At 43.3% G+C, this 26,935-nt stretch carries 25 protein-coding genes; all 25 read left to right on the forward strand.

The genetic code is table 11. The annotated features are described in order from the left end of the window. Window positions 1-147 precede the first annotated feature (147 nt). The 25 genes from rpsO (at window position 148) to recA (ending at window position 26,902) form a co-directional block, all read left to right on the forward strand. On the forward strand, window positions 148-417 hold the full coding sequence (gene rpsO / locus NSQ09_RS14890; protein WP_003220957.1) for a 30S ribosomal protein S15: 270 nt from the start codon (window positions 148-150) through the stop codon (window positions 415-417). Window positions 418-589: 172 nt separating this feature from the next. Then, window positions 590-2,707: a polyribonucleotide nucleotidyltransferase gene (gene pnp, locus NSQ09_RS14895; RefSeq protein ID WP_257986620.1), complete on the forward strand. Its 2,118-nt coding sequence runs from the start codon at window positions 590-592 to the stop codon at window positions 2,705-2,707. 116 nt (window positions 2,708-2,823) lie between these two features. Continuing rightward, complete coding sequence (locus NSQ09_RS14900; RefSeq protein WP_213385309.1) at window positions 2,824-3,783, forward strand: polysaccharide deacetylase family protein; 960 nt, start codon at window positions 2,824-2,826, stop codon at window positions 3,781-3,783. 39 nt (window positions 3,784-3,822) lie between these two features. Next, window positions 3,823-5,052 (forward strand): M16 family metallopeptidase, encoded by a 1,230-nt coding sequence (locus tag NSQ09_RS14905; protein ID WP_003245717.1) that lies wholly within the window; start codon window positions 3,823-3,825, stop codon window positions 5,050-5,052. A 77-nt stretch (window positions 5,053-5,129) separates the two neighbouring features. After that, window positions 5,130-5,387 (forward strand): YlmC/YmxH family sporulation protein, encoded by a 258-nt coding sequence (locus tag NSQ09_RS14910; RefSeq protein WP_003231890.1) that lies wholly within the window; start codon window positions 5,130-5,132, stop codon window positions 5,385-5,387. A gap of 185 nt (window positions 5,388-5,572) precedes the next feature. Continuing rightward, entirely contained in the window at window positions 5,573-6,466 is an 894-nt protein-coding gene (dpaA, locus tag NSQ09_RS14915; protein ID WP_003231888.1) for a dipicolinic acid synthetase subunit A, read from the forward strand. A 2-nt stretch (window positions 6,467-6,468) separates the two neighbouring features. Further along, entirely contained in the window at window positions 6,469-7,071 is a 603-nt protein-coding gene (gene dpaB, locus NSQ09_RS14920; RefSeq protein WP_341031855.1) for a dipicolinate synthase subunit B, read from the forward strand. 125 nt (window positions 7,072-7,196) lie between these two features. After that, window positions 7,197-8,237 carry an aspartate-semialdehyde dehydrogenase gene (gene asd, locus NSQ09_RS14925; protein ID WP_032721567.1) on the forward strand — a complete coding sequence of 347 codons (1,041 nt, stop codon included), beginning with the start codon at window positions 7,197-7,199 and terminating at the stop codon, window positions 8,235-8,237. 91 nt (window positions 8,238-8,328) lie between these two features. Beyond that, entirely contained in the window at window positions 8,329-9,543 is a 1,215-nt protein-coding gene (gene dapG / locus NSQ09_RS14930) for an aspartate kinase (protein WP_015483233.1), read from the forward strand. 30 nt (window positions 9,544-9,573) lie between these two features. Beyond that, on the forward strand, window positions 9,574-10,446 hold the full coding sequence (gene dapA / locus NSQ09_RS14935) for a 4-hydroxy-tetrahydrodipicolinate synthase (protein WP_003245816.1): 873 nt from the start codon (window positions 9,574-9,576) through the stop codon (window positions 10,444-10,446). Between the two features lie 177 nt (window positions 10,447-10,623). Then, window positions 10,624-12,291 carry a ribonuclease J2 gene (gene rnjB / locus NSQ09_RS14940; RefSeq protein ID WP_017694892.1) on the forward strand — a complete coding sequence of 556 codons (1,668 nt, stop codon included), beginning with the start codon at window positions 10,624-10,626 and terminating at the stop codon, window positions 12,289-12,291. 115 nt (window positions 12,292-12,406) lie between these two features. After that, window positions 12,407-13,144, forward strand: a complete 738-nt coding sequence (gene tepA, locus NSQ09_RS14945; RefSeq protein ID WP_003245712.1) for a translocation-enhancing protein TepA — start codon at window positions 12,407-12,409, stop codon at window positions 13,142-13,144. Further along, on the forward strand, window positions 13,141-13,353 hold the full coding sequence (gene tepJ / locus NSQ09_RS14950; protein ID WP_047182622.1) for a TepA modulator TepJ: 213 nt from the start codon (window positions 13,141-13,143) through the stop codon (window positions 13,351-13,353). Before tepA ends, tepJ begins: the two co-directional genes overlap by 4 nt. A gap of 130 nt (window positions 13,354-13,483) precedes the next feature. Beyond that, window positions 13,484-15,847 carry a DNA translocase SpoIIIE gene (gene spoIIIE / locus NSQ09_RS14955; RefSeq protein WP_128737859.1) on the forward strand — a complete coding sequence of 788 codons (2,364 nt, stop codon included), beginning with the start codon at window positions 13,484-13,486 and terminating at the stop codon, window positions 15,845-15,847. A gap of 143 nt (window positions 15,848-15,990) precedes the next feature. After that, window positions 15,991-16,716, forward strand: coding sequence for a GntR family transcriptional regulator (locus NSQ09_RS14960; RefSeq protein ID WP_003245732.1), 726 nt, complete (start codon window positions 15,991-15,993; stop codon window positions 16,714-16,716). A gap of 138 nt (window positions 16,717-16,854) precedes the next feature. Beyond that, entirely contained in the window at window positions 16,855-18,066 is a 1,212-nt protein-coding gene (gene bcbE / locus NSQ09_RS14965; protein ID WP_031600514.1) for a bacillibactin exporter BcbE, read from the forward strand. A 179-nt stretch (window positions 18,067-18,245) separates the two neighbouring features. Beyond that, on the forward strand, window positions 18,246-19,526 hold the full coding sequence (gene yfmF, locus NSQ09_RS14970) for an EF-P 5-aminopentanol modification-associated protein YfmF (RefSeq protein WP_095843710.1): 1,281 nt from the start codon (window positions 18,246-18,248) through the stop codon (window positions 19,524-19,526). Then, window positions 19,523-20,809 (forward strand): EF-P 5-aminopentanol modification-associated protein YfmH, encoded by a 1,287-nt coding sequence (yfmH, locus tag NSQ09_RS14975; RefSeq protein WP_042975801.1) that lies wholly within the window; start codon window positions 19,523-19,525, stop codon window positions 20,807-20,809. Before yfmF ends, yfmH begins: the two co-directional genes overlap by 4 nt. A 54-nt stretch (window positions 20,810-20,863) precedes the next feature. Continuing rightward, complete coding sequence (gene ymfI / locus NSQ09_RS14980) at window positions 20,864-21,592, forward strand: elongation factor P 5-aminopentanone reductase (protein ID WP_088467660.1); 729 nt, start codon at window positions 20,864-20,866, stop codon at window positions 21,590-21,592. An 80-nt stretch (window positions 21,593-21,672) separates the two neighbouring features. Further along, window positions 21,673-21,930 (forward strand): DUF3243 domain-containing protein, encoded by a 258-nt coding sequence (locus tag NSQ09_RS14985; protein ID WP_003245199.1) that lies wholly within the window; start codon window positions 21,673-21,675, stop codon window positions 21,928-21,930. A gap of 129 nt (window positions 21,931-22,059) precedes the next feature. After that, window positions 22,060-22,851: a DUF3388 domain-containing protein gene (locus tag NSQ09_RS14990; RefSeq protein ID WP_003220998.1), complete on the forward strand. Its 792-nt coding sequence runs from the start codon at window positions 22,060-22,062 to the stop codon at window positions 22,849-22,851. A gap of 18 nt (window positions 22,852-22,869) precedes the next feature. Then, a complete protein-coding gene (rodZ, locus tag NSQ09_RS14995; RefSeq protein ID WP_003244699.1) occupies window positions 22,870-23,784 on the forward strand; it encodes a cell shape determination protein RodZ in 915 nt (304 codons plus the stop codon). A 49-nt stretch (window positions 23,785-23,833) separates the two neighbouring features. Continuing rightward, window positions 23,834-24,415 (forward strand): CDP-diacylglycerol--glycerol-3-phosphate 3-phosphatidyltransferase, encoded by a 582-nt coding sequence (gene pgsA / locus NSQ09_RS15000; RefSeq protein WP_003244753.1) that lies wholly within the window; start codon window positions 23,834-23,836, stop codon window positions 24,413-24,415. Window positions 24,416-24,432: 17 nt separating this feature from the next. Continuing rightward, window positions 24,433-25,683: a competence/damage-inducible protein A gene (locus NSQ09_RS15005; protein WP_003231847.1), complete on the forward strand. Its 1,251-nt coding sequence runs from the start codon at window positions 24,433-24,435 to the stop codon at window positions 25,681-25,683. A gap of 172 nt (window positions 25,684-25,855) precedes the next feature. Continuing rightward, the gene (recA, locus tag NSQ09_RS15010; RefSeq protein ID WP_003245789.1) at window positions 25,856-26,902 is read left to right on the forward strand and encodes a recombinase RecA; all 1,047 of its coding nucleotides are present in this window, start codon (window positions 25,856-25,858) and stop codon (window positions 26,900-26,902) included. Window positions 26,903-26,935 lie beyond the last annotated feature (33 nt).

The following is a 26,935-nucleotide window of genomic DNA, read 5'->3' on the forward strand; positions in this document are numbered from 1 at the left end:
CACGCAAATTTTATTCTAAAATATTTGCATATAGGCACGATTTTTAGTATGATAGTTTTCGTAGTCTTAAAACCATTGCTTGGCAATCCGAAGTCACCGACGGTTGCTAGGTAACTGGGGCTAAATATGATTTGGAGGTGAAACAGGATGGCAATTACTCAAGAGCGTAAAAACCAACTCATCAATGAGTTCAAAACACACGAATCTGATACTGGATCTCCAGAAGTTCAGATCGCTATCCTAACTGACTCAATTAACAACTTGAACGAGCATTTACGTACTCACAAGAAAGACCACCACTCACGTCGCGGTCTTCTTAAAATGGTAGGTAAGCGTCGTAATCTTCTTACGTATCTGCGTAATAAAGACGTAACTCGTTACCGTGAGTTAATTAACAAACTAGGCTTACGTCGATAATCGTAAAAAGCGGGAGGATTCCCGCTTTTTTATCGTATTAAAGCGAAATTTCTTATAACAAATCATTGAAATCCTTTTACATACTACTTTGACATTGATATGTTCAATTCATTTCGTTCATAATAGGAGTAATTGATTATTTCACACAACGAAGAGAGGAGTTCGTAATTGTATGGGACAAGAAAAACATGTCTTTACCATAGATTGGGCCGGAAGAACGCTTACCGTTGAAACCGGCCAGCTTGCCAAACAGGCAAATGGTGCTGTGATGATCCGCTACGGTGATACAGCAGTACTTAGTACAGCAACCGCTTCAAAAGAACCTAAACCGCTTGATTTCTTCCCTCTTACTGTAAACTATGAAGAAAGATTATATGCGGTAGGGAAAATTCCGGGCGGATTTATTAAAAGAGAAGGACGTCCAAGTGAAAAAGCGGTTCTTGCCAGCCGTTTAATTGACCGTCCGATCCGTCCTTTGTTTGCCGATGGATTCCGTAATGAAGTTCAAGTCATCAGCATTGTCATGAGTGTTGACCAAAACTGCTCTTCAGAAATGGCTGCCATGTTCGGTTCATCTCTTGCACTTTCTGTATCGGATATTCCGTTTGAAGGACCGATTGCAGGGGTTACTGTCGGACGCATTGATGATCAATTTATCATTAACCCGACAGTCGATCAGCTTGAAAAAAGCGACATCAATCTTGTCGTTGCCGGCACGAAAGATGCGATTAACATGGTAGAAGCGGGAGCGGACGAAGTTCCTGAGGAAATCATGCTTGAGGCCATTATGTTCGGCCATGAAGAGATTAAACGCCTGATTGCATTCCAAGAAGAAATTGTTGCAGCAGTCGGCAAAGAGAAATCTGAAATTAAGCTCTTTGAAATTGATGAAAAGCTTAATGAAAAAGTAAAAGCTTTGGCAGAAGAGGATCTGCTGAAAGCCATCCAAGTTCATGAAAAGCATGCCCGTGAAGATGCCATTAACGAAGTGAAGAACGCAGTTGTGGCAAAATTCGAGGATGAAGAACATGATGAAGACACAATCAAGCAAGTGAAGCAGATTTTATCCAAGCTGGTGAAAAATGAAGTTCGCCGCCTGATTACTGAAGAGAAAGTAAGACCGGACGGCCGCGGTGTCGATCAAATCCGCCCGCTCTCTTCAGAGGTTGGCCTCTTGCCAAGAACGCACGGTTCAGGTCTATTTACAAGGGGACAAACTCAGGCCCTCAGCGTATGTACGCTAGGTGCTCTGGGAGATGTGCAAATCCTTGACGGCTTAGGTGTCGAAGAGTCGAAACGGTTTATGCATCATTACAACTTCCCGCAATTCAGCGTTGGGGAAACAGGACCGATGCGCGGACCGGGACGTCGTGAAATCGGACACGGAGCACTGGGTGAGCGTGCGCTTGAGCCAGTTATTCCGTCTGAAAAAGACTTCCCTTATACTGTCCGTCTTGTTTCAGAAGTGCTTGAATCAAACGGTTCTACATCTCAAGCAAGCATTTGCGCAAGCACACTTGCAATGATGGATGCCGGTGTACCGATTAAAGCGCCAGTTGCTGGTATTGCGATGGGTCTTGTCAAATCAGGCGAACATTACACTGTTTTGACTGACATCCAAGGCATGGAAGACGCGCTCGGAGATATGGACTTTAAAGTAGCGGGAACTGAAAAAGGCGTAACGGCCCTGCAAATGGACATTAAAATTGAAGGACTTTCCAGAGAGATTCTTGAAGAAGCGCTTCAGCAGGCGAAAAAGGGCAGAATGGAAATCCTCAACAGCATGCTTGCAACATTAAGCGAATCAAGAAAAGAGCTTTCTCGATATGCGCCTAAGATCTTAACAATGACCATTAATCCTGATAAAATCCGCGATGTCATCGGACCAAGCGGGAAACAAATCAATAAGATCATCGAAGAAACCGGTGTTAAAATTGATATTGAGCAGGACGGCACAATCTTTATTTCCTCTACAGATGAAAGCGGCAACCAAAAAGCGAAAAAAATCATCGAAGACCTTGTGAGAGAGGTTGAAGTCGGCCAACTTTACCTAGGTAAAGTGAAACGGATTGAAAAATTCGGGGCTTTCGTTGAAATTTTCAGCGGAAAAGACGGTTTGGTGCACATTTCAGAGCTTGCGCTTGAACGCGTAGGGAAAGTTGAAGATGTTGTGAAAATCGGAGACGAGATTCTTGTCAAAGTCACTGAAATTGATAAACAAGGACGAGTGAATTTATCCCGCAAAGCGGTGCTCCGTGAAGAGAAAGAAAAAGAAGAACAACAATCTTAAATGAAAACATAAAAGGAGCCTGGGAGACCCGGCTTCTTTATTTTGAAGCTTTTCAAAAGCAGGCGGGTTCTACCTTGTCCTTCTCCTTCATAATGTGAGGTGAGGGGGGACAGAACATGTACAAAAAATTTGTACCGTTTGCCGTTTTTTTATTTCTTTTTTTTGTCTCATTTGAGATGATGGAAAATCCGCATGCACTTGATTATATAGGGGCAATGAAAAAAGATACGGTGACTGTCACGGCGTCAAAAGACCCGTTATATGAAGAATTGCTTCAAAAAGCGCCGGAGTACGAAGTTAAGCCCCAGAATGCAAGAATTGATAAAGTGTGGAAAAGCATTCCAGGCTACAATGGATTAAAGGTCAATATTGAACAATCATATAAAAAAATGAAAAAGAATGGCGAGTTTCGGGAAAAAGACCTGGTGTACAGCCAAGTAAAACCAAGTGTTCATCTTGAGTCACTTCAGCCTGAGCCTATTTATAAAGGAAATCCTGACAAGCCGATGGTGGCTTTCTTAATCAATGTGGCATGGGGAAATGAGTATTTGGAAAAAATGCTCCCTATTCTGCAAAAGCACCAGGTTAAAGCTACGTTCTTTTTAGAAGGCAATTGGGTGAGAAAAAATGAACAGCTCGCTAAGAAGATTGCAAAAGACGGACATGAAATCGGAAATCATTCATACAATCATCCGGATATGAGCAAACTGACTACAGGAAGAATTTCCGAGCAGCTCGACAAGACTAATGAACAAATAGAACAAACGATCGGTGTTAAGCCAAAGTGGTTCGCTCCGCCAAGCGGAAGTTTCAGAAAAGCGGTTATCGACATTGCAGCAGAGAAACAGATGGGAACAGTCATGTGGACAGTTGATACAATCGATTGGCAAAAGCCGGCTCCGTCTGTACTTCAGACGAGAGTGTTAAGCAAGATACATAATGGTGCCATGATTTTAATGCATCCGACTGACCCTACGGCGGAAAGTCTTGAAGCGCTGATTACACAGATAAAAGACAAAGGATATGCGCTTGGAACAGTCACTGAACTAATGGATGAAACAAGACTATTGAAGTAACAGATGAAGGCAGCTTGTCTTTGAATAGGAGGAACAAATTTGATTAAACGATATACGTGTCAAAATGGTGTAAGAATTGTGCTGGAAAATAACCCGACAGTCCGTTCTGTTGCGATCGGCGTATGGATCGGCACAGGTTCGAGACATGAAACGCCGGAGATAAACGGAATTTCTCACTTTTTAGAGCACATGTTCTTTAAAGGGACGAGCACAAAATCTGCACGCGAGATAGCAGAATCTTTTGATCGTATTGGCGGCCAGGTCAATGCGTTTACTTCAAAGGAATATACCTGCTACTATGCAAAGGTGCTTGACGAGCATGCGAATTACGCGCTGGACGTATTAGCAGATATGTTCTTTCATTCAACGTTTGATGAAAACGAGCTGAAAAAAGAGAAAAATGTAGTATATGAAGAAATTAAAATGTATGAAGATGCGCCGGACGACATTGTACATGATTTACTGAGCAAAGCCACTTACGGCAATCATTCTTTAGGCTACCCAATTCTAGGCACGGAAGAAACGCTTGCTTCCTTTAACGGTGACTCTCTCAGACAATACATGCATGATTATTATACGCCGGACCGAGTGGTGATTTCGGTAGCGGGCAATATATCTGACAGTTTTATCAAAGATGTAGAAAAATGGTTCGGGTCATACGAGGCGAAAGGCAAAGCGACAGGCCTTGAGAAGCCTGAGTTCCACACGGAAAAACTGACGAGAAAAAAAGAAACAGAGCAGGCTCATTTGTGCCTTGGATTTAAAGGCTTAGAGGTTGGCCATGAACGTATTTATGATTTAATCGTCCTCAACAATGTGCTCGGAGGCAGCATGAGCAGCCGGCTGTTCCAAGATGTGCGTGAAGATAAAGGACTTGCTTATTCTGTTTACAGCTATCACAGCTCATATGAAGACAGCGGAATGCTAACGATTTACGGCGGAACGGGTGCAAATCAGCTTCAGCAGCTGTCGGAAACAATTCAAGAAACCCTTGCCACATTAAAACGTGACGGCATTACCTCGAAAGAACTGGAAAACAGCAAAGAGCAAATGAAGGGAAGCTTAATGCTGAGCTTAGAAAGCACAAACAGCAAAATGAGCCGAAACGGAAAAAATGAACTGCTGCTCGGCAAACATAAAACATTAGATGAAATCATCAATGAATTAAACGCCGTGAACTTAGAGCGTGTTAACGGCCTTGCCAGACAATTGTTTACTGAAGACTATGCATTAGCACTTATCAGCCCTTCCGGCAATATGCCGTCTTAAAATGGAAAGCCTGCTCCATAATGGAGCAGGCATTTTTTAATCCCTTTCATCATACATAGTACAAGGGGGTGACAGACATGCGGCTCAGTGAATTATCAGGAAAGGAAATTGTAGACATCAAAAGAGCTGAACGGCTCGGAGTGCTCGGCCAGACCGATTTGGAAATCAATGAACAGGATGGACAGATTACAGCACTCCTCATTCCCACAGTTAAGTGGTTTGGTTTGAGAAAGCAAGGTCATGACATTCGTGTCCCATGGCACCATATTCAAAAGATCGGTTCAGATATGATTATATTAGATGTACCTGAGGAAATGCCTCCTCGACAAGAGTAAATAGCCCAATTGCCTGTGAAGCGGGCTCTAAAGAAAACATCTGAAACATCGGCTGCCGGAGCCGATGTTTTTTTATATGGAAAAAGCGCATCTTTTATATTCACCGGTATTTCCTTTTGATCATAAGATGAAGGGGAGCTTAACAACTAGAGATCCAGTATATACAAAGAAGGTGAACGTTTAGAATGTTAACCGGATTGAAAATTGCAGTTATCGGCGGTGACGCAAGACAGCTCGAAATTATAAGAAAGCTCACTGAACAGCAGGCTGACATCTATCTTGTCGGTTTTGACCAATTGGATCACGGTTTTACCGGGGCAGTAAAATGCAATATTGATGAAATTCCTTTTCAGCAAATAGACAGCATCATTCTTCCAGTATCCGCGACAACAGGAGAAGGTGTCGTATCAACTGTATTTTCTAATGAAGAAGTTGTGTTAAAACAGGACCATCTCGACAGAACGCCTGCACATTGTGTCATTTTCTCAGGAATTTCTAACGCCTATTTAGAAAACATTGCAGCTCAGGCAAAAAGAAAACTTGTAAAACTGTTTGAGCGGGATGACATTGCGATATACAACTCTATTCCGACAGTAGAAGGAACGATCATGCTGGCTATTCAGCACACGGATTATACGATACACGGATCACAGGTGGCCGTTCTCGGTCTGGGGCGCACCGGGATGACGATTGCCCGTACATTTGCCGCGCTCGGGGCGAATGTAAAAGTGGGGGCAAGAAGTTCAGCGCATCTGGCACGTATCACTGAAATGGGGCTCGTTCCTTTTCATACCGATGAGCTGAAAGAGCATGTAAAAGATATAGATATTTGCATTAATACCATACCGAGTATGATTTTAAATCAAACGGTACTTTCTAGCATGACACCAAAAACCTTAATATTGGATCTGGCCTCACGTCCCGGGGGAACGGATTTTAAATATGCCGAGAAACAAGGGATTAAAGCACTTCTTGCTCCCGGGCTTCCAGGGATTGTCGCTCCTAAAACAGCTGGGCAAATCCTTGCAAACGTCTTGAGCAAGCTTTTGGCTGAAATACAAGCTGAGGAGGGGAAATAAGGATGTCGTCATTAAAAGGAAAAAGAATCGGGTTTGGGCTGACCGGGTCGCATTGCACATATGAAGCGGTTTTCCCGCAAATTGAGGCGTTGGTCAACGAAGGAGCTGAAGTCCGTCCGGTTGTCACATTTAATGTGAAATCCACAAATACCCGATTTGGAGAGGGCGCAGAATGGGTTAAAAAAATTGAAGACCTGACTGGATATGAGGCCATTGATTCGATTGTAAAGGCAGAACCTCTTGGGCCGAAGCTGCCCCTTGACTGCATGGTCATTGCGCCTTTAACAGGCAATTCAATGAGCAAGCTGGCAAATGCCATGACGGACAGCCCGGTGCTGATGGCGGCAAAAGCGACAATCCGAAACAATCGGCCTGTCGTTCTGGGTATCTCGACAAATGATGCTCTTGGTTTAAACGGAACAAATTTAATGAGGCTCATGTCAACAAAAAATATCTTTTTTATTCCATTCGGGCAAGACGATCCATTTAAAAAACCGAATTCAATGGTAGCCCAAATGGATCTGCTACCGCAAACGATTGAAAAGGCACTCATGCACCAGCAGCTTCAGCCGATTCTAGTTGAGAATTATCAGGGAAATGACTAAATTTACAGAAAATCTTTCCCAAACTAAAAAATTCGGTCATCACCCGCATATTCTATGGTAAAATAAAACGTAAAATCATAGTCAAATCAATTCAATGAAGCTGATTGGCGGAAGGAGTTTTACAGATGGGAAGAGGTTTACACGTAGCTGTTGTCGGAGCGACAGGGGCTGTGGGACAACAAATGCTTAAAACACTTGAAGACAGAAACTTTGAAATGGACACACTTACATTGCTATCTTCAAAACGCTCTGCGGGGACAAAAGTCACGTTTAAAGGCCAAGAGCTGACTGTTCAGGAAGCTTCTCCTGAGAGCTTTGAAGGGGTAAATATTGCTTTGTTCAGCGCCGGCGGAAGCGTATCACAAGCATTGGCACCAGAAGCTGTAAAACGCGGCGCTATTGTTATAGATAATACGAGCGCGTTCCGCATGGATGAAAATACACCGCTTGTTGTGCCAGAAGTGAATGAGGCAGACTTGCATGAACACAACGGCATTATTGCCAATCCAAACTGCTCTACAATCCAAATGGTTGCGGCACTTGAACCGATCCGCAAAGCATATGGCTTAAACAAGGTCATCGTATCAACTTACCAGGCAGTATCAGGAGCGGGTAATGAAGCTGTAAAAGAGCTTTACAGCCAAACACAGGCGATTTTAAATAAAGAAGAAATAGAGCCTGAGATCATGCCTGTAAAAGGTGACAAAAAACACTATCAAATCGCCTTCAACGCGATTCCGCAAATCGATAAATTCCAAGATAACGGCTATACGTTTGAGGAAATGAAAATGATAAATGAAACGAAAAAAATCATGCATATGCCTGACCTTGAAGTAGCTGCTACATGTGTGAGACTGCCAATCCAAACTGGGCACTCAGAGTCCGTCTACATCGAAATAGACCGTGATGACGCTACAGTTGAAGATATTAAAAATCTATTGAAAGAAGCTCCGGGCGTGACACTACAGGATGATCCAAGCCAGCAGCTTTATCCGATGCCTGCTGATGCTGTCGGCAAAAACGATGTGTTTGTGGGCCGCATCCGCAAAGACTTGGACAGAGCAAACGGTTTTCATTTATGGGTTGTTTCTGATAACCTATTAAAAGGCGCGGCATGGAACTCTGTTCAAATTGCAGAAAGCCTGAAAAAACTAAACCTCGTATAAAAGAGAGAATTTTCTAAAGACGAATAGAAGAGAGTAAGGCGCTATCAGCCTGCTCTCTTCTGTTACGTCCGAATAATTTGGAGTGAAAACAGTGAAGATAATTGTTCAAAAGTTCGGCGGAACATCAGTAAAAGATGATAAAGGCCGCAAACTGGCTTTAGGGCATATTAAAGAAGCAATCAGTGAAGGATATAAGGTTGTCGTTGTCGTTTCAGCGATGGGCCGAAAAGGAGACCCGTATGCAACAGATTCTTTGCTTGGGCTGCTTTACGGCGATCAGTCAGCGATTTCTCCTAGGGAACAGGATTTGCTTTTATCTTGCGGAGAGACTATTTCCTCTGTCGTCTTTACAAGCATGCTGCTTGATAACGGTGTGAAAGCAGCTGCGCTGACAGGGGCTCAGGCTGGCTTTTTAACGAATGATCAGCATACCAATGCGAAAATCATTGAAATGAAACCGGAGCGTTTATTCAGTGTGCTCGCCAATCATGATGCGGTAGTCGTCGCAGGCTTCCAGGGCGCAACTGAAAAGGGTGATACAACTACAATCGGCAGAGGGGGCAGCGATACGTCTGCAGCCGCACTCGGAGCAGCTGTTGATGCGGAATACATTGATATTTTCACCGATGTAGAAGGCGTGATGACTGCTGACCCAAGAGTGGTGGAAAATGCAAAACCGCTTCCTGTTGTGACGTATACGGAAATCTGCAACCTGGCGTATCAGGGGGCCAAGGTCATTCATCCGCGTGCTGTGGAAATCGCAATGCAGGCCAAGGTTCCGATCCGCGTCCGTTCGACTTATTCGAATGATAAAGGTACATTGGTGACATCACATCACTCTTCCAAGGTCGGCAGTGATGTTTTTGAAAGGCTGATTACGGGAATCGCCCATGTCAAAGATGTCACGCAGTTCAAAGTGCCTGCGAAAATCGGCCAGTATAACGTTCAGACTGAAGTGTTCAAGGCTATGGCAAACGCTGGAATCAGTGTCGATTTCTTTAACATTACACCTAGTGAAATCGTCTATACGGTAGCCGGAAATAAAACAGAAACAGCTCAGCGTATTTTAATGGATATGGGCTATGATCCAATGGTGACGAGAAACTGCGCGAAGGTATCGGCGGTCGGCGCGGGCATTATGGGTGTTCCCGGTGTTACGTCCAAAATTGTATCGGCTCTTTCAGAAAAAGAAATTCCGATCCTTCAGTCGGCTGACAGCCATACGACGATATGGGTGCTCGTCCATGAAGCGGATATGGTTCCTGCTGTAAACGCTTTGCATGAAGTGTTTGAACTTTCGAAGTAAATGTGATTGAATCATGATGAGGTGAATAAAATGAATTTCGGAAATGTGTCTACAGCGATGATTACACCCTTTGACAATAAAGGGAACGTAGACTTTCAAAAACTGTCTACACTGATTGATTACTTGTTGAAAAACGGAACGGATTCTTTAGTAGTAGCGGGAACAACTGGAGAATCTCCGACCCTTTCAACTGAAGAAAAAATTGCGCTTTTTGAATATACGGTAAAAGAAGTAAACGGACGGGTGCCCGTTATCGCTGGTACTGGGAGCAACAACACGAAAGATTCCATTAAGCTGACAAAAAAAGCTGAGGAAGCGGGCGTGGACGCTGTTATGCTTGTTACCCCGTATTACAATAAACCTTCTCAAGAAGGAATGTACCAGCATTTTAAAGCAATTGCGGCAGAGACATCTCTTCCGGTTATGCTCTATAATGTTCCTGGCCGTACGGTTGCTTCTCTTGCTCCTGAAACGACGATCCGTTTGGCGGCAGACATTCCGAATGTGGTTGCGATTAAAGAAGCGAGCGGAGACCTCGAAGCGATTACAAAAATTATTGCTGAAACACCTGAAGACTTCTATGTCTATTCAGGGGATGATGCTCTAACGCTTCCAATTCTTTCAGTTGGAGGTAGAGGAGTTGTGTCAGTGGCGAGCCATATTGCAGGCACTGATATGCAGCAAATGATCAAAAATTATACGAATGGGCAAACAGCTAATGCGGCACTGATTCATCAGAAACTGCTGCCGATTATGAAGGAACTGTTTAAAGCGCCTAATCCTGCTCCAGTCAAAACAGCGCTTCAGCTGAGAGGTCTTGATGTCGGTTCTGTGCGTCTGCCTCTAGTCCCATTAACTGAGGATGAACGTCTGAGCTTAAGCAGCACGATCAGCGAACTGTAAGAAAATTTCATACAGTGAAACAAACGCGGTCATTCTCACATTCAGCTGAGTTTGACCGTTTCTTTTACATATTGGTTTTCCCTAAACCTTCTGCTTTATCTTGTTTTCTAAATTTACTTTCAGTTATAATAGGAACAAGTGATGATGGACGGGTATGAGACTAGGAGGATATAGATTTTGAAAAAGAAAAATACAGAAAACGTTAGAATTATCGCCCTTGGCGGTGTCGGAGAGATTGGGAAGAACCTTTATGTCATTGAAATTGACTCAGACATATTTGTCGTTGATGCCGGCCTTATGCATCCAGAAAACGAAATGCTCGGTATTGATGTAGTGATTCCTGACATATCATATTTGATTGAACGGGCTGACCGCGTCAAGGCAATCTTTTTAACGCACGGGCACGATGAAAATATCGGCGGCGTTTTTTACTTATTAAACAAGCTGTCCGTTCCAGTGTACGGAACAAAATTGACGCTTGCACTGTTAAGAGAGAAATTAAAACAATACGGACATAACCGAAAAACTGATTTAAGAGAAATTCACTCCAAATCTGTCATTACATTTGAATCAACAAAAGTATCGTTCTTTAGAACGATTCACAGCATTCCTGATTCTGTAGGTGTGAGCTTTAAAACATCACTTGGATCTATTGTATGCACGGGAGACTTCAAATTTGACCAAACACCTGCACTTAATCAGACGTGCGACATTGGCGAGATCGCCAAGATCGGCAATAGCGGCGTGCTCGCTCTGCTTTCTGACAGTGCAAATGCGGAACGGCCGGGTTACACCCCTTCGGAAGCGGCTGTCAGCGGAGAAATTTCGGATGCGCTGTATAATTCACAGAACCGGGTGATTATTGCTGTTTTCGCATCCAATATTAACCGGATTCAGCAAGTCATTCATGCATCGGCTCAAAATGGCAGAAAGATTGCCGTAGCCGGAAAAAATCTTCAATCTGTCCTGCAGCTGGCGAGAAAGTTAGGATACATTGAAGCAGATGATGAATTGTTTATTTCTGTACAGGATGTCAAAAAATATCCGAAGCGCGAAGTGGCTATTATTACAGCCGGAAGCCAAGGTGAACCATTAGCTGCTTTGACAAGAATGGCAAACAAAGCTCACAAACAGCTGAACATTGAAGAAGGGGATACGGTGGTCATTGCGTCAACTCCGATTCCCGGGCAGGAACTCATTTACTCTAAAACAGTAGATCTTCTTGCGAGAGCCGGTGCACAAGTCATCTTTGCCCAAAAGCGTGTTCATGTATCAGGCCACGGCTCACAAGAAGAGTTAAAGCTGATGATCAACCTGCTTAAACCAAAATATTTGATTCCTGTAAACGGCGAATACAGAATGCAAAAAGCTCATTCAAAAATCGCTGAAGAAACCGGCATGAAGCGCAGTGACATCTTCTTAATTGAAAAAGGCGACGTCGTTGAATTCCGCGGCCAAAACGTAAAAATTGGGGATAAAGTTCCTTACGGCAATATTTTAATTGATGGTTTAGGTGTCGGTGATATCGGCAATATCGTATTGAGAGACCGCCGCTTGCTTTCACAGGACGGAATTTTAATCGTTGTCATTACACTTGATAAACAAAAGAAACATCTTGTATCAGGACCAGAAATTATCACTCGCGGCTTTGTTTATGTAAGAGAGTCTGAAGGTCTTATCGTACAGGCTACTGAGCTTGTACGGTCCATCGTGACAGAAGCGACTGAAACATCAAATGTCGAATGGTCAACGTTGAAGCAGGCAATGCGGGATGCTTTGAACCAATTCCTTTATGAAAAAACGAAACGTAAACCGATGATCATCCCAATTATTATGGAAGTATAATGACTGACTAAAGACCGGAGCTGCTCCGGTCTTTATTTTTTGTCCTTCAAGCCGGGATTGAATGAAGTATCTTTGTTCATAATACAAAGAGAAACTCGGAAAGGATGAAAGCGAGATGGATCATCGTATGGAAAACACAGAAGAAGAGCGTCCTGAAAAAAATGATGCGAAGGACAGCATTATGAATAAAATACAGCAGCTTGGTGAAACGACGCTTCCGCAGCTGCCCCAAGATACAAATATTCATTGTCTGACCATTATCGGACAAATTGAAGGCCATGTTCAGCTTCCTCCGCAAAACAAAACAACAAAATATGAACATGTCATCCCGCAGATTGTGGCAATTGAACAAAATCCTAAAATTGAAGGCTTGCTGATCATATTAAATACTGTCGGAGGAGATGTTGAAGCTGGTCTTGCAATAGCGGAAATGCTTGCATCTTTATCGAAACCGACCGTTTCTATCGTGCTTGGCGGGGGACATTCCATCGGCGTTCCGATTGCTGTATCCTGTGATTACAGCTATATCGCCGAAACAGCAACGATGACGATTCATCCAGTTAGGCTCACCGGGCTGGTCATCGGGGTGCCGCAAACGTTTGAATACCTGGATAAGATGCAAGAAAGAGTTGTTAAATTTGTGACAAGCCATTCCAATATAACCGAAGAGAAGTTTAAAGAGCTAATGTTTTCAAAAGGAAACTTAACACGCGATATCGGAACAAATGTGGTCGGTAAGGATGCAGTTAAATACGGATTGATCGATCACGCAGGCGGTGTCGGACAGGCAATCAATAAACTGAATGAGCTCATCGATGAAGCAAGGAAAGAAGAAGGACGGATGATTCAATGATTCTTTATACCGTGATGCCGCAGGAAATTGTGTTTGCAGAACAGAACCAAGAGAAAAGCGCACATGAGCAAATTGAATATAAAGGTGTACCGCTTCTAGTCGAAATGAAAGGGAATGAAGCGGAAGTCATTCAAATCATGAGCACCAATCCAATGCATTTTCTGCATCCGGACATTTCACCGGGACAAAAGCTGAAATTAAACGTATAAGAATCCAACCCTTTTTTAAGGGCAAAATATGCTATAATAGGGGAATCCTACAGAAAAAACGCAGCCTGTAAACGGCTGCTTTCTTCATTATGTATGAACTTACATTTTTTAACGCAGTAAGGTGATGAGTGTGGCAAAGAAAAAACGAAAATCAAGAAAAAAACAGGCGAAACAGCTCAATATAAAATACGAGCTCAACGGATTGCTGTGTATAGCCATTTCAATTATCGCAATCTTGCAGCTGGGGGTAGTCGGACAAACGTTTATCTATTTGTTCCGCTTTTTTGCTGGAGAGTGGTTTATTTTATGCTTGTTAGGTTTATTGGTATTAGGAGTCTCACTGTTTTGGAAGAAAAAAACCCCAAGTCTTTTAACGAGACGAAAGGCCGGGTTGTACTGTATCATCGCAAGCATATTGCTGCTTTCTCACGTGCAGCTATTTAAAAATTTGACGCACAAAGGGTCTATTGAGTCCGCAAGCGTGGTGCGCAATACATGGGAATTGTTTTTAATGGACATGAATGGCAGCTCTGCTTCACCTGATTTAGGCGGAGGGATGATCGGTGCGCTGCTGTTTGCGGCTTCACACTTTTTGTTTGCGTCGACTGGTTCTCAGATCATGGCAATTGTCATGATTTTGATCGGAATGATTTTAGTAACTGGACGCTCGCTACAAGAAACGCTAAAAAAGTGGATGAGCCCGATTGGACGTTTTATAAAAGAACAATGGTTAGCATTTATTGATGATATGAAATCCTTCAAATCAAATATGCAGTCATCAAAAAAAACGAAAGCGCCGAGCAAAAAACAAAAACCGGCCCGCAAAAAACAGCAAATGGAACCGGAGCCTCCTGATGAAGAGGGGGATTATGAAACAGTATCGCCTCTTATTCATTCAGAGCCGATTATCTCAAGCTTTTCTGATCGTAATGAAGAGGAAGAGTCTCCAGTTATAGAAAAGCGCGCCGAACCTGTGTCGAAGCCGCTTCAGGACATCCAACCGGAGACAGGTGATCATGAAACTGTTTCTGCTCCTCCTATGACCTTTACAGAGCTCGAAAATAAGGATTACGAGATGCCGTCACTGGATTTGCTGGCAGATCCGAAGCATACCGGCCAGCAGGCTGATAAAAAGAATATTTATGAAAATGCGAGAAAGCTTGAACGCACATTCCAAAGCTTTGGCGTAAAGGCGAAAGTCACACAGGTTCATCTCGGACCGGCCGTAACAAAATATGAAGTATATCCTGATGTCGGAGTGAAGGTTAGCAAAATTGTCAATTTAAGCGATGATTTAGCGCTTGCGCTTGCTGCGAAGGATATCAGGATCGAAGCGCCTATACCAGGCAAATCAGCAATCGGAATTGAAGTTCCAAACGCAGAAGTGGCAATGGTTTCGCTGAAGGAAGTGCTGGAGTCTAAATTGAATGACAGACCGGATGCGAAGCTGTTAATTGGACTCGGCCGCAATATTTCAGGTGAAGCTGTATTGGCTGAGTTAAACAAGATGCCCCACCTTTTGGTCGCAGGCGCAACCGGTAGCGGGAAAAGTGTCTGTGTCAACGGCATTATTACAAGTATTTTAATGCGCGCGAAACCGCATGAAGTGAAAATGATGATGATCGATCCTAAAATGGTAGAGCTCAATGTCTACAATGGGATTCCGCATTTGCTTGCTCCGGTTGTAACCGATCCGAAAAAAGCGTCGCAGGCTTTGAAAAAGGTTGTCAATGAAATGGAGCGGCGGTACGAATTATTTTCTCATACGGGTACAAGAAATATTGAAGGATACAATGATTATATAAAACGCGCCAACAATGAAGAAGGAGCGAAACAGCCAGAGCTGCCCTATATTGTTGTCATTGTGGACGAGCTTGCCGATCTCATGATGGTCGCTTCATCTGATGTGGAAGATTCGATTACGAGATTGTCCCAAATGGCGCGGGCTGCCGGCATCCATCTTATTATTGCGACACAGCGGCCATCGGTGGATGTTATCACAGGGGTGATCAAAGCGAACATTCCGTCACGAATCGCGTTCAGCGTATCTTCACAGACGGATTCAAGGACCATTCTTGACATGGGTGGCGCTGAGAAGCTTCTTGGCCGCGGCGATATGCTGTTTTTACCTGTAGGGGCTAACAAACCTGTCCGTGTGCAGGGAGCATTTTTGTCGGATGACGAAGTGGAGAAGGTCGTCGACCATGTGATTACACAGCAGAAAGCGCAATATCAAGAAGAAATGATTCCTGAGGAGACGACGGAAACTCATTCCGAGGTTACTGATGAACTTTATGATGAAGCTGTTGAATTAATCGTCGGCATGCAGACGGCATCTGTTTCAATGCTGCAAAGAAGATTCAGAATTGGCTATACGAGAGCGGCGCGCCTGATTGACGCAATGGAGGAACGCGGTGTTGTCGGACCGTATGAAGGCAGCAAACCTAGGGAAGTATTATTATCAAAAGAGAAATATGATGAGCTCTCTTCTTAATGAAGGGAGTTCCGCTTTCTGTAGTCGTCAATAATAACATTATGTAAACTGATCACCTTTCTATTTATTTTTTCGACAAAACATGATATAGTTGTCCCAATTGTTCAATAATTTTTATCGAAAGTGGTTTACGGAGGGGAAACATGTCTACAAAAGCTGATAATCGGCACTTGTATTTGAAAGTAATTGAACGAATTAAAGAGGATATAAAAAATGGGATCTACACTGAGAAGGAAAAGCTGCCTTCTGAATTTGAGCTTTCCAAAAAGCTTGGTGTCAGCAGAGCGACGCTAAGAGAAGCCTTGCGGATACTGGAAGAAGAGCATGTGATTATCAGAAGGCATGGTGTAGGCACTTTTGTCCATTCTAAGCCGTTATTTCTTTCGGGCATTGAACAGCTGAACAGTGTAACCAAGATGATAGAACAGGCGAATATGACCCCTGGCACGATTTTTCTATCATCACAAGTGCTTATGCCGTCTGAAGATGATACGAAGAGATTTCATTTGGCAGAAGGGCAAGAACTTTTTTACCTTGAACGAGTCAGGACAGCTGACGGACAGCCGATTGTGTATTGTATAGACAAAATTCCGATGAATATTTTGCCGAATTCTTTTTCTCATCAGCAAGAATCTATGTTTGACCTTCTTGAGAAAAATTCAGGCTCCGTAATCAGCTATGCAGTAACTGATATAGAACCGATCGGCTATCACGATACCATTTCTCCAGTACTTGAATGCGATCCGGAAACAGCCCTTTTGCTGTTAAAACAAACCCATTACGATCAGCACGATAAACCGGTGCTTTATTCTTTAAATTATTTTAGAGCGGATAAATTCAGATTTCATGTTTTGCGTAAACGATTCTAAAAACGGACGCCTGTATGTGTCTGTTTTTTTATTTGCACTGATTCATGTTTCTTTGTACATACTTTCATTCCGGTTAACGCAATATATAAGGGATGACAAGAAAGTGAATGGGTGAAAATGTTGAGAGAGAAAAATGGAATGAAAAATATTATTGCATTGTCTTCCGTCCCGCTTGTGATGACACTCGGGAACTCCATGCTGATTCCTGTTCTTCCGATGATGGAGAAAAAGCTGTCTGTGACTTCATTTCAAGTGTCTTTAATCATTACTGTATATTCAGTAGTAGCAATTATTTGCATTCCGATTGCCGGATATTTGTCGGATCGTTTCGGGAGAAAAAAAATATTGCTTCCATGCCTCCTCATTGCAGGATTGGGGGGAGCCGTAGCTGCTTTTGCCTCGACCTATATGAAAAATCCTTATGCCATGATCTTGGCGGGGCGGGTTCTTCAAGGCATTGGTTCTGCAGGTGCCGCTCCGATCGTCATGCCGTTTATCGGTGACCTGTTTAAAGGAGACGATGAAAAGGTCAGCGCTGGTCTTGGCGATATTGAAACCGCCAACACGTCAGGGAAGGTACTGAGTCCCATACTTGGAGCCTTACTGGCTTCTTGGTATTGGTTTGTACCGTTTTGGTTTATTCCGTTTTTCTGTTTGATCAGCTTTTTGCTCGTATTGTTTTTGGTGGCCAAGCCTGAAGAAGATGAAGATGCGCCTGCTGTTTCTGAGTTTATTAAGAGTGTGAAGAAAATCTTTAAACAAGATGGTCGCTGGCTTTATACGGTCTTCATTATCGGGTGCGTCATTATGTTTTTGTTATTTGGCGTATTATTTTATTTATCAGATACGCTGGAGAACAAGTATGCTATTGACGGAGTAGCTAAAGGCGGATTACTGGCAATCCCACTTTTGTTTTTGTCAACCAGTTCTTTTATAGCTGGCAAAAAGATCGGTAAAGATAAAGGCCGAATGAAATTTTGCGTTGTTACAGGAATGATTCTGTTAACCCTTTCGTTTATTGCCTTGTGGTGGAACCACAGTTTTTATTTTTTATTTGTCTTTTTAAGCTTTGGCGGGATTGGGATTGGAATGGCTCTTCCTGCTTTAGATGCATTGATAACCGAAGGGATTGAAAGTGAACAATGCGGAACCATTTCCTCCTTCTACAATAGCATGCGCTTTATAGGAGTAGCTCTCGGTCCACCTGTTTTTGCTGCATTAATGTCTAATGCAAACTGGATTATTTTCATACTTTCGGCGTTTTGCAGCATCGTTTCTTTATTTTTAGTGCTCTTTACTGTAGATGCTAAAAAAAGTGAAGAAGAAGAAAAAAACTTAGGTACGGTCTAGCCAGCCGTCTTTTTTCTCGCTTCCTTGCACAGTTTACAACTGTACCTATACAGCATGCGGAGGTTATTGTTTCCTTATAAATCCTACAGTTGCTATAATTACATGAAAGAGTGTTTCTGCGGATGCTGAAAATTGGTCATAATACATACTAATTAAGAAATGAACGAAGGAGGTTCCATATGTCATATGTTAATGAACTCAAATCAAAGCACGGCGGTTTAACCGCACACATTGTAAAAACAGAAAAATTCAAAACCGTCTCGCTTATTTTTAAGATGCTTGCGCCGCTGACAAAGGATCAAGTCACCAAAAGAGCGCTGCTTCCGCATGTGCTTCTTCGCGGAACGAAAAGCCATCCGAAAACCGCAGAATTGCGTTCATACCTGGATGAGCTGTACGGCACGTCAGTATCGGCTGACCTTACGAAAAAAGGAGAGCGGCACGTCATTACGTTCAGGCTTGAAATCCCGAATGAAAAATATTTAAAAGACCAAACGCCGCTACTTGAGAAAGGGCTCCAGCTTCTTGCAGAAATCGTCTTTTCACCTGCTTTAGAGGAAGACGCTTTTCAGTCACAATATGTGGCTCAAGAAAAACGGACGCTTAAGCAAAGAATCCAAGCCGTCTATGATGATAAAATGCGCTATTCGAATTTAAGGCTGATACAGGAAATGTGCAAAAATGAGCCTTACGCGCTTCATGTCAATGGTGAAATCGACGATGTTGATGACATTACGGCAGAGCAATTATACGAAACATACCAAAGCGCTATCCAAAAAGACCAGCTTGATCTATATGTTGTTGGCGACGTGGACAGTAACCAGGTACAATCGGCAATTGATAAGTATTTCAAAACAGAAGAGCGCACTCTTGGCACGATTGAAAACAATCACGCTGATGAAAAAGTTCAGCCAAAAGAAGTAATTGATGAAGAGGATGTCAAGCAAGGAAAACTGAATATCGGCTACCGCACCAGCATCACTTATACAGATCAGGATTATCCTGCTTTACAAGTGTTTAACGGATTGTTCGGCGGATTCTCTCATTCTAAACTTTTCATTAATGTTCGGGAAAAAGCCAGTCTTGCTTACTACGCGGCTTCGCGTATAGAAAGTTTTAAAGGCTTGTTAATGGTGATGTCAGGCATTGAAGTGAAAAATTATGAACAGGCGGTTTCGATTATTGCTGAGCAATTCCAGGCAATGAAAAATGGCGATTTCAGTGAGCAGGATATAGCACAGACAAAGGCCGTCATTCGAAATCAAGTGCTGGAAACGATTGATACAGCATACGGTTTATCTGAGTTTTTATATCAGCAGGCCGCTGCTCAAGTCGAAATTCCTATCGAAGACTTTCTTGCCAATATTGAGAATGTCACAAAAGAGGATATCATTAAAGCCGGCGAAAAGATTCAGCTTGATACGACTTATTTCTTAAAAGGGACGGAGGGTGCATCTTGATCAAACCAATCGAATATGAACAGCTTCAGGAGACGCTGTATCATGAAAAAATGTCCAACGGCCTTGATGTTTACGTTTTGCCGAAAAAAGGCTTCAACAAGACATATGCGGTCTTTACAACAAAGTACGGCTCGATAGATAACCGGTTTGTCCCTTTAGGTAAAAACGAGATGGTTCACGTGCCGGACGGGATTGCTCACTTTCTTGAGCACAAGCTGTTTGAAAAAGCGGACGGAGACGTTTTTCAAGATTTCAGCAAACAGGGGGCTTCTGCCAATGCGTTTACGTCATTTACAAGAACAGCTTACCTTTTCTCAAGCACATCAAATGTTGAACGCAATTTAGAGACGCTTATCGATTTCGTACAGGACCCATATTTTACTGGAAAAACGGTTGAAAAGGAAAAAGGGATTATCGGGCAGGAGATTAATATGTACGACGATAACCCTGATTGGAGGCTTTACTTCGGGGTCATTGAAAACATGTACAAAGAGCATCCTGTCAGAATTGACATAGCGGGAACAGTGGAAAGCATTTCACATATTACAAAAGACCTTCTTTATGAATGCTATGAAACGTTTTATCACCCGAGTAACATGCTCCTTTTCATTGTCGGCCCTGTAGATCCTGAAGCGATTATTACTCAGGTAAGAGAAAACCAGGAGAAAAAGCCGTATACTGATCAGCCGGAGATCAAACGGGAAGAAGTGAAAGAGCAAGAAGCGGTTTTCCGAAAAGAAAAAGAGATCAAAATGAACGTGCAGGGACCGAAATGCCTTGTCGGGCTGAAATCCAAAAAGCCGTTTAAATTAGGCAAAGAGCTCTTAAAGCATGAACTTTCAATGAACTTATTGCTTGAAGCTCTTTTTGGCAAAAGCTCTGCCCAGTATGAATCACTTTATGAAAAAGGATATATTGACGAAACGTTCAGCTTTGATTTTACTGCTGAATATGGATTCGGTTTTGCGGCGATCGGCGGAGATACGCCTGAGCCTGATCAATTGGCTGAAGACATTTCAAGCATGCTTTTGCGCGCCGGTGAACTGATTACTGCTGAAAAGATTGAACTTGCCAGAAAGAAAAAGATCGGTACATTCTTAAAAGCGCTGAATTCCCCTGAATACATCGCCAATCAATTTACCCGTTATGCGTTCTTGGATATGAGTCTGTTTGACGTTGTAACGGTACTCGAGCAGATTACCCTCGAGGATGTCCAGAACGTAATACAAGAGGAAATTGCTGCAGACAGACTGACTGTCTGCAAGGTTGTTCCTAAATCATAAACAAAACATCCCTCCAGTGTGAGGGGTGTTTTTCTGCGGAAAGAAGGAAAGAGGATGAACAAAACAGCACTAATCACCGGAGCAAGCGGCGGCATTGGCAAAAGCATCAGCGAAACCCTTGCGGCTAAGGGATACAATCTGCTGCTGCATTACAATACAAATCAAAATGCGGCAGCGGAGCTTGCTGAAAAACTAAGTCAGATGTTTGGCGTAAATGCGGAGATATTACAAGCTGATCTGTCCGCGCAAGATGGAGCAGATAAGCTGACAAGTTCAATTGTTCAGCCGATTGATGCGATTGTTTTAAACAGTGGAAGAAGCCATTTTGGGCTGATTACGGATGTAGATAACGCAACAGTCCAGGAAATGGTTCAGCTTCATGTGGCGAGTCCGTATATGCTGACGAGAAACCTTCTGCCAGGCATGATTCGGAATAAATCGGGAGCGATTGTGGCTGTCAGCTCGATTTGGGGAGAGACTGGAGCATCCTGTGAAGTGCTGTACAGCATGGCAAAAGGAGCTCAGCATTCGTTTGTAAAAGGATTGGCTAAGGAGCTGGCGCCAAGCGGGATCAGAGTAAACGCCGTAGCGCCGGGCGCAGTTGATACAAATATGATGAATCAATTTACCCCGGCTGAAAAAGAAGAGATCGCTGATGAGATTCCGATCGGCCGGCTGGCCCGGCCGCAAGAAATTGCGGATGCAACAGCTTTTCTCCTGTCTAAAAAAGCGTCATATATCACCGGCCAAATTCTGTCGGTGAATGGCGGCTGGCACTGCTGATCCGAAAATATTCGGTGTATAGTTTCTTTTGTGAAGGACACAATAATCTTGTAACTTCACATGAAATGGAGGAAACAAGCATGTCAGTATTAGAAAACTGGGATAGCTGGAAAAACTTCCTTGGCGACCGTCTAAACTATGCGCAAGATAAAGGTATGAGCCAGGATACGATTACAGATCTTGCGACAGAAATCGGCAGCTACTTGGCTAATGAAGTGGAATCTAAGAACGAGCAGGAAAAAGTGCTGGCAGATCTTTGGAGTGTAGCATCAAAAGATGAACAGCACGCCATTGCCAATATGATGGTTAAGCTTGTTGAAAATAACAGCACTCACTAGGAAGAGAGGGGATTTTTCCTCTCTTTTTTATGTTTTCCTCATCACAGCAACATTCTTCTTTCTAATTAGAGAAAAATGCTTTATGATAAAGGAAGGTAAAATTTTGCCACAATGAAGGGGGTATATCATTTGGCAAAGCTCGAATGGTATTTTGAATATGAAATTCAAGTGAACCGCCCCGGACTGCTCGGGGATATTTCATCTCTTCTTGGGATGCTTTCTATCAACATCGTAACGATAAACGGCGTCGATCTTTCCAGAAGGGGAATGCTCCTCAGGTGCCGCCATATAGATCAAATTAAACGATTAGAATCAATCTTAAAAACGATGGAAACAATTAAAGTAACGAAGCTTAGAGAACCGAGGCTTCGCGACCGTCTTGCCGTACGCCACGGCCGTTATATTCAACGGGATGCCGATGACAAGAAAACGTTCCGCTTTGAACGGGACGAGCTTGGCTTATTAGTCGATTTTATGGCCGAATTGTTCAAAAAAGAAGGCCATAAATTAATCGGAATCAGAGGTATGCCGCGAGTCGGGAAAACGGAATCGATTGTAGCCTCTAGTGTGTGTGCCAGCAAAAGGTGGCTGTTTGTGTCATCAACCTTGCTGAAGCAGACGATAAGAAGCCAGCTGATTGCCGATGAATACAGCACTGAAAATGTCTTTATCGTTGACGGAATTGTGTCAACACGAAGAGGGTCAGAACGCCATCTCCAGCTGGTCCGAGAAATCATGCGGCTTCCGGCAACAAAAGTGGTGGAGCATCCGGACATATTCGTTCAAAATACAGAGTATACACTAGATGACTTTGATTATATTATTGAACTGAGAAATGACCCTGATGAGGTTATTACATATGAACATGCCGAGGAACCCCAAATGTTTGATCAATCCGGGTTTTCAAGCTTTGATTTTTAAAATTGGAAGGTGTTTGTTGTGACTGAACTAGGAATCCGGCTCAAAGAAGCCAGAGAGGAAAAAGCAATGTCATTGGATGATCTCCAAGCGGCAACAAAGATTCAAAAAAGGTATTTAACCGCCTTGGAGGAAGGAAACTATGACATTATTCCGGGGAAGTTTTATGTTCGGGCATTCATCAAGCAATATGCAGAAGCCGTTGGGCTTGATGCGGATCAGCTGTTTGAGGAGCATAAAAAAGATATCCCTAATACGTATCATGATGATGTGTCTGAAAAGATCTCCGGCATGAATCTTCAAAAGGAAATGCCAAAGCCAGCATCTAAGGCGCTGGAGCTGCTGCCAACAATACTTGTTATTCTCGGCGTGATTGTCGTGATTGCCATTGTGTACGCGATCATTCAATTTGCCAATCACAAAAATAGTGATGATCACAATGCGGCATCAGAAAAAGCAATTACGCAAAGTGAGAGCAAGTACGAAATCCCTAAAGATTCAACGCTGAAAGAGAATCAAAATAACAGCTCTGAAAAAGAGACAGACACTAAAAAAGAAACGAAAGAAAACGAAGATAAGAAAAAAGAAAATGACAGTGAGAAGCTGGAGATTAAAGCTGCTGGCACTGAAGGATCGTTAACGACTTATGAAGTGTCCGGCGCTGATAAAATCGAGCTGGAACTGAAGGCATCAGACAGCTCCTGGATTCGAGTGCGCGATGAAAACAGCAGCTCTTTAAAAGAAGGAACGCTGAAAAAAGACGAAACCTATAAAAAAGACATAACTGATCAGAAACAAGTTGATATCCGCACCGGATATGCACCTAATCTGAAAATAAAAATCAACGGTAAGGTTCTTTCATATGAACTTGATCCGAAAAAAGTGATGGCACAAACCATAAAGATTGTAAATAAAAAGGAAGAAAAGTCATCTTAATTACCAGATGACTTTTCTTCACGTCCGAGTATGAAATTGGAGGGGCTTTATGTTTAACTTACCAAATAAAATCACACTAGCTAGAATCGCATTAATCCCAATCTTCATGATTATCATGCTGGCGCCGTTTGACTGGGGCAGGCTCGAAGTTGGAGACGAATCCATCCCGGTCGCACATTTGGCGGGGGCCATTCTATTTATTATTGCATCTACAACAGACTGGGTGGACGGGTATTATGCCCGAAAATTAAATCTCGTAACAAACTTCGGGAAATTTCTTGATCCGCTTGCGGACAAACTGCTCGTATCCGCAGCGTTAATTATCCTTGTTCAATTTGATCTCGCTCCAGCTTGGATGGTCATTGTGATTATCAGCAGGGAGTTTGCCGTGACAGGTTTAAGGCTTGTTTTGGCCGGAACAGGAGAAGTCGTAGCTGCTAACATGCTTGGTAAAATCAAAACCTGGGCACAGATTATTGCGGTATCCGCATTGCTTCTTCATAATCTTCCATTTGAACTTGTGTCATTCCCGTTTGCGGACTTGGCGCTGTGGGTAGCCGTCTTCTTTACTGTCGTTTCAGGCTGGGAATATTTCTCCAAAAACTGGGAAGCGTTAAAAACATCTAACTAAGAAAGAAGGACTTCGTCATGGAATTTCCAAAAAAAGCAGAAATAATTGCAGTCGGTTCAGAGCTGCTGCTTGGCCAAATCGCCAATACAAATGCTCAATTTATCAGCAAACAGCTCGCTGAAATCGGGGTCAACGTATTTTATCATACAGCGGTCGGAGATAACCCGGAACGGCTGAAGCAGGTCATCCGCATTGCTGAAGAACGCTCTGACTTCATTATTTTTTCAGGAGGGCTTGGACCCACAAAAGATGATCTGACGAAAGAAACGATTGCAAATACGCTGGGACGTCCGCTTGTGTTAAATGATGAGGCATTCCAATCCATTGAGGACTATTTCAAACGAACAAAACGCACGATGTCACCTAATAACCGAAAACAGGCGCTTGTGATCGAAGGCTCTGACGTGCTGGCGAATCACTTTGGAATGGCCCCGGGAATGCTCACAGAGCATGAATCGCGCTATTATATGCTTCTTCCTGGACCGCCGAGCGAATTGCGTCCAATGTTTGAAAACGAGGCAAAGCCTCTTCTGCTGAAAAAGATGGGTTCAAATGAAAAAATTGTGTCAACTGTTCTTCGCTTTTTCGGTATCGGTGAATCTCAGCTTGAAGCCGATTTGGAAGATATTATTGATGCACAAACCAATCCGACAATTGCGCCTTTGGCGGCTGATGGAGAGGTGACGCTGCGTCTGACAGCCAAACACGCCGATGAAAAGGAAACAGAGCGTCTGTTAAAAGAAACAGAGGCCGTTATCTTAGAGCGTGTCGGTGAATTTTTCTATGGTTACGATGATACTTCTCTTGTAAAAGAGCTATCTATAGCGTGTAAGGAAAAAGGCATAACAATTTCTGCGGCAGAAAGCTTTACCGGAGGGCTGTTTTCTGAATGGCTGACGGATCATAGCGGTGCCTCAAAATTATTTGCCGGGGGCGTTGTTTGCTATACAAACGACGTGAAGCAGAATGTGCTTGGTGTCAAGAAGGAAACATTAGATCGTTTTGGGGCGGTCAGCAAGGAGTGCGCATCCGAACTGGCTAAGGGTGTTCAAAAACTCACTGGCAGCGATATCGGCATTAGCTTTACTGGTGTAGCAGGACCTGATGCTCAAGAAGGGCATGAGCCTGGGCATGTGTTTATCGGCATTTCCGCAAATGGTAAAGAAGAGGTTCACGAGTTTCACTTTGCGGGCTCCAGAACGGGGATCAGAAAACGCGGCGCTAAATACGGCTGCCATTTAATCTTAAAGCTTTTAGAGCAAAAATAATATTTTCAGCACATTATCCTCCTAAGAAAACATGATTTCTCTGATACATTATGATATTTTGATAGGAATCACGCCAAGAAAAAATCCGAATATGCGTTCGCTTTTTTCTTGGCAAATCCCTTCAAACAGGGTATAGTATATGTAGTGGTAACATAAAGGAGGAAAAAATAGAATGAGTGATCGTCAGGCAGCCTTAGATATGGCTCTTAAACAAATAGAAAAACAGTTCGGCAAAGGGTCCATTATGAAACTGGGAGAAAAGACAGATACAAGAATTTCTACTGTACCAAGCGGCTCCCTCGCTCTTGATACAGCACTGGGAATTGGCGGATATCCTCGCGGACGGATTATTGAAGTATACGGTCCTGAAAGCTCAGGTAAAACAACTGTGGCGCTTCATGCGATTGCTGAAGTTCAGCAGCAGGGCGGACAAGCCGCGTTTATCGATGCGGAGCATGCGTTAGATCCGGTATACGCGCAAAAGCTCGGTGTTAACATCGAAGAGCTTTTACTGTCTCAGCCTGACACAGGCGAGCAGGCGCTTGAAATTGCGGAAGCATTGGTTCGAAGCGGGGCAGTTGACATTGTCGTTGTCGACTCTGTAGCCGCTCTCGTTCCGAAAGCGGAAATTGAAGGCGACATGGGAGATTCGCATGTCGGTTTACAAGCACGCTTAATGTCTCAAGCGCTTCGTAAGCTTTCAGGGGCCATTAACAAATCGAAGACAATCGCGATTTTCATTAACCAAATTCGTGAAAAAGTCGGTGTTATGTTCGGGAACCCGGAAACAACACCTGGCGGCCGTGCGTTGAAATTCTATTCTTCCGTGCGTCTTGAAGTGCGCCGTGCTGAACAGCTGAAACAAGGCAACGACGTAATGGGGAACAAAACGAAAATCAAAGTCGTGAAAAACAAGGTGGCTCCGCCGTTCCGTACAGCCGAGGTTGACATTATGTACGGAGAAGGCATTTCAAAAGAAGGCGAAATCATTGATCTAGGAACTGAACTTGATATCGTGCAAAAAAGCGGTTCATGGTACTCTTATGAAGAAGAGCGTCTTGGCCAAGGCCGTGAAAATGCAAAACAATTCCTGAAAGAAAATAAAGATATCATGCTGATGATCCAGGAGCAAATTCGCGAACATTACGGCTTGGATAATAACGGAGTAGTGCAGCAGCAAGCTGAAGAGACACAAGAAGAACTCGAATTTGAAGAATAAAAATAAAATAAGTTTCAAATGATACAAAAGGCT

Source organism: Bacillus sp. FSL W8-1202 (assembly GCF_038006165.1).
Taxonomy (GTDB): Bacteria; Bacillota; Bacilli; order Bacillales; family Bacillaceae; genus Bacillus; species Bacillus subtilis.

What these genes read in the sequence shown, in the direction of transcription:
- dpaB (WP_341031855.1), top strand. Translation starts at nt 6,469, where the DNA reads ATGTCGTCATTAAAAGGAAAAAGAATCGGGTTTGGGCTGACCGGGTCG.
- dapA (WP_003245816.1), top strand. Translation starts at nt 9,574, where the DNA reads ATGAATTTCGGAAATGTGTCTACAGCGATGATTACACCCTTTGACAAT.
- NSQ09_RS14960 (WP_003245732.1), top strand. Translation starts at nt 15,991, where the DNA reads ATGTCTACAAAAGCTGATAATCGGCACTTGTATTTGAAAGTAATTGAA.
- bcbE (WP_031600514.1), top strand. Translation starts at nt 16,855, where the DNA reads ATGAAAAATATTATTGCATTGTCTTCCGTCCCGCTTGTGATGACACTC.
- NSQ09_RS14900 (WP_213385309.1), top strand. Translation starts at nt 2,824, where the DNA reads ATGTACAAAAAATTTGTACCGTTTGCCGTTTTTTTATTTCTTTTTTTT.
- ymfI (WP_088467660.1), top strand. Translation starts at nt 20,864, where the DNA reads ATGAACAAAACAGCACTAATCACCGGAGCAAGCGGCGGCATTGGCAAA.
- asd (WP_032721567.1), top strand. Translation starts at nt 7,197, where the DNA reads ATGGGAAGAGGTTTACACGTAGCTGTTGTCGGAGCGACAGGGGCTGTG.
- NSQ09_RS15005 (WP_003231847.1), top strand. Translation starts at nt 24,433, where the DNA reads ATGGAATTTCCAAAAAAAGCAGAAATAATTGCAGTCGGTTCAGAGCTG.
- dpaA (WP_003231888.1), top strand. Translation starts at nt 5,573, where the DNA reads ATGTTAACCGGATTGAAAATTGCAGTTATCGGCGGTGACGCAAGACAG.
- NSQ09_RS14910 (WP_003231890.1), top strand. Translation starts at nt 5,130, where the DNA reads ATGCGGCTCAGTGAATTATCAGGAAAGGAAATTGTAGACATCAAAAGA.
- pgsA (WP_003244753.1), top strand. Translation starts at nt 23,834, where the DNA reads ATGTTTAACTTACCAAATAAAATCACACTAGCTAGAATCGCATTAATC.
- rpsO (WP_003220957.1), top strand. Translation starts at nt 148, where the DNA reads ATGGCAATTACTCAAGAGCGTAAAAACCAACTCATCAATGAGTTCAAA.
- recA (WP_003245789.1), top strand. Translation starts at nt 25,856, where the DNA reads ATGAGTGATCGTCAGGCAGCCTTAGATATGGCTCTTAAACAAATAGAA.
- tepA (WP_003245712.1), top strand. Translation starts at nt 12,407, where the DNA reads ATGGATCATCGTATGGAAAACACAGAAGAAGAGCGTCCTGAAAAAAAT.
- yfmF (WP_095843710.1), top strand. Translation starts at nt 18,246, where the DNA reads ATGTCATATGTTAATGAACTCAAATCAAAGCACGGCGGTTTAACCGCA.
- pnp (WP_257986620.1), top strand. Translation starts at nt 590, where the DNA reads ATGGGACAAGAAAAACATGTCTTTACCATAGATTGGGCCGGAAGAACG.
- tepJ (WP_047182622.1), top strand. Translation starts at nt 13,141, where the DNA reads ATGATTCTTTATACCGTGATGCCGCAGGAAATTGTGTTTGCAGAACAG.
- NSQ09_RS14985 (WP_003245199.1), top strand. Translation starts at nt 21,673, where the DNA reads ATGTCAGTATTAGAAAACTGGGATAGCTGGAAAAACTTCCTTGGCGAC.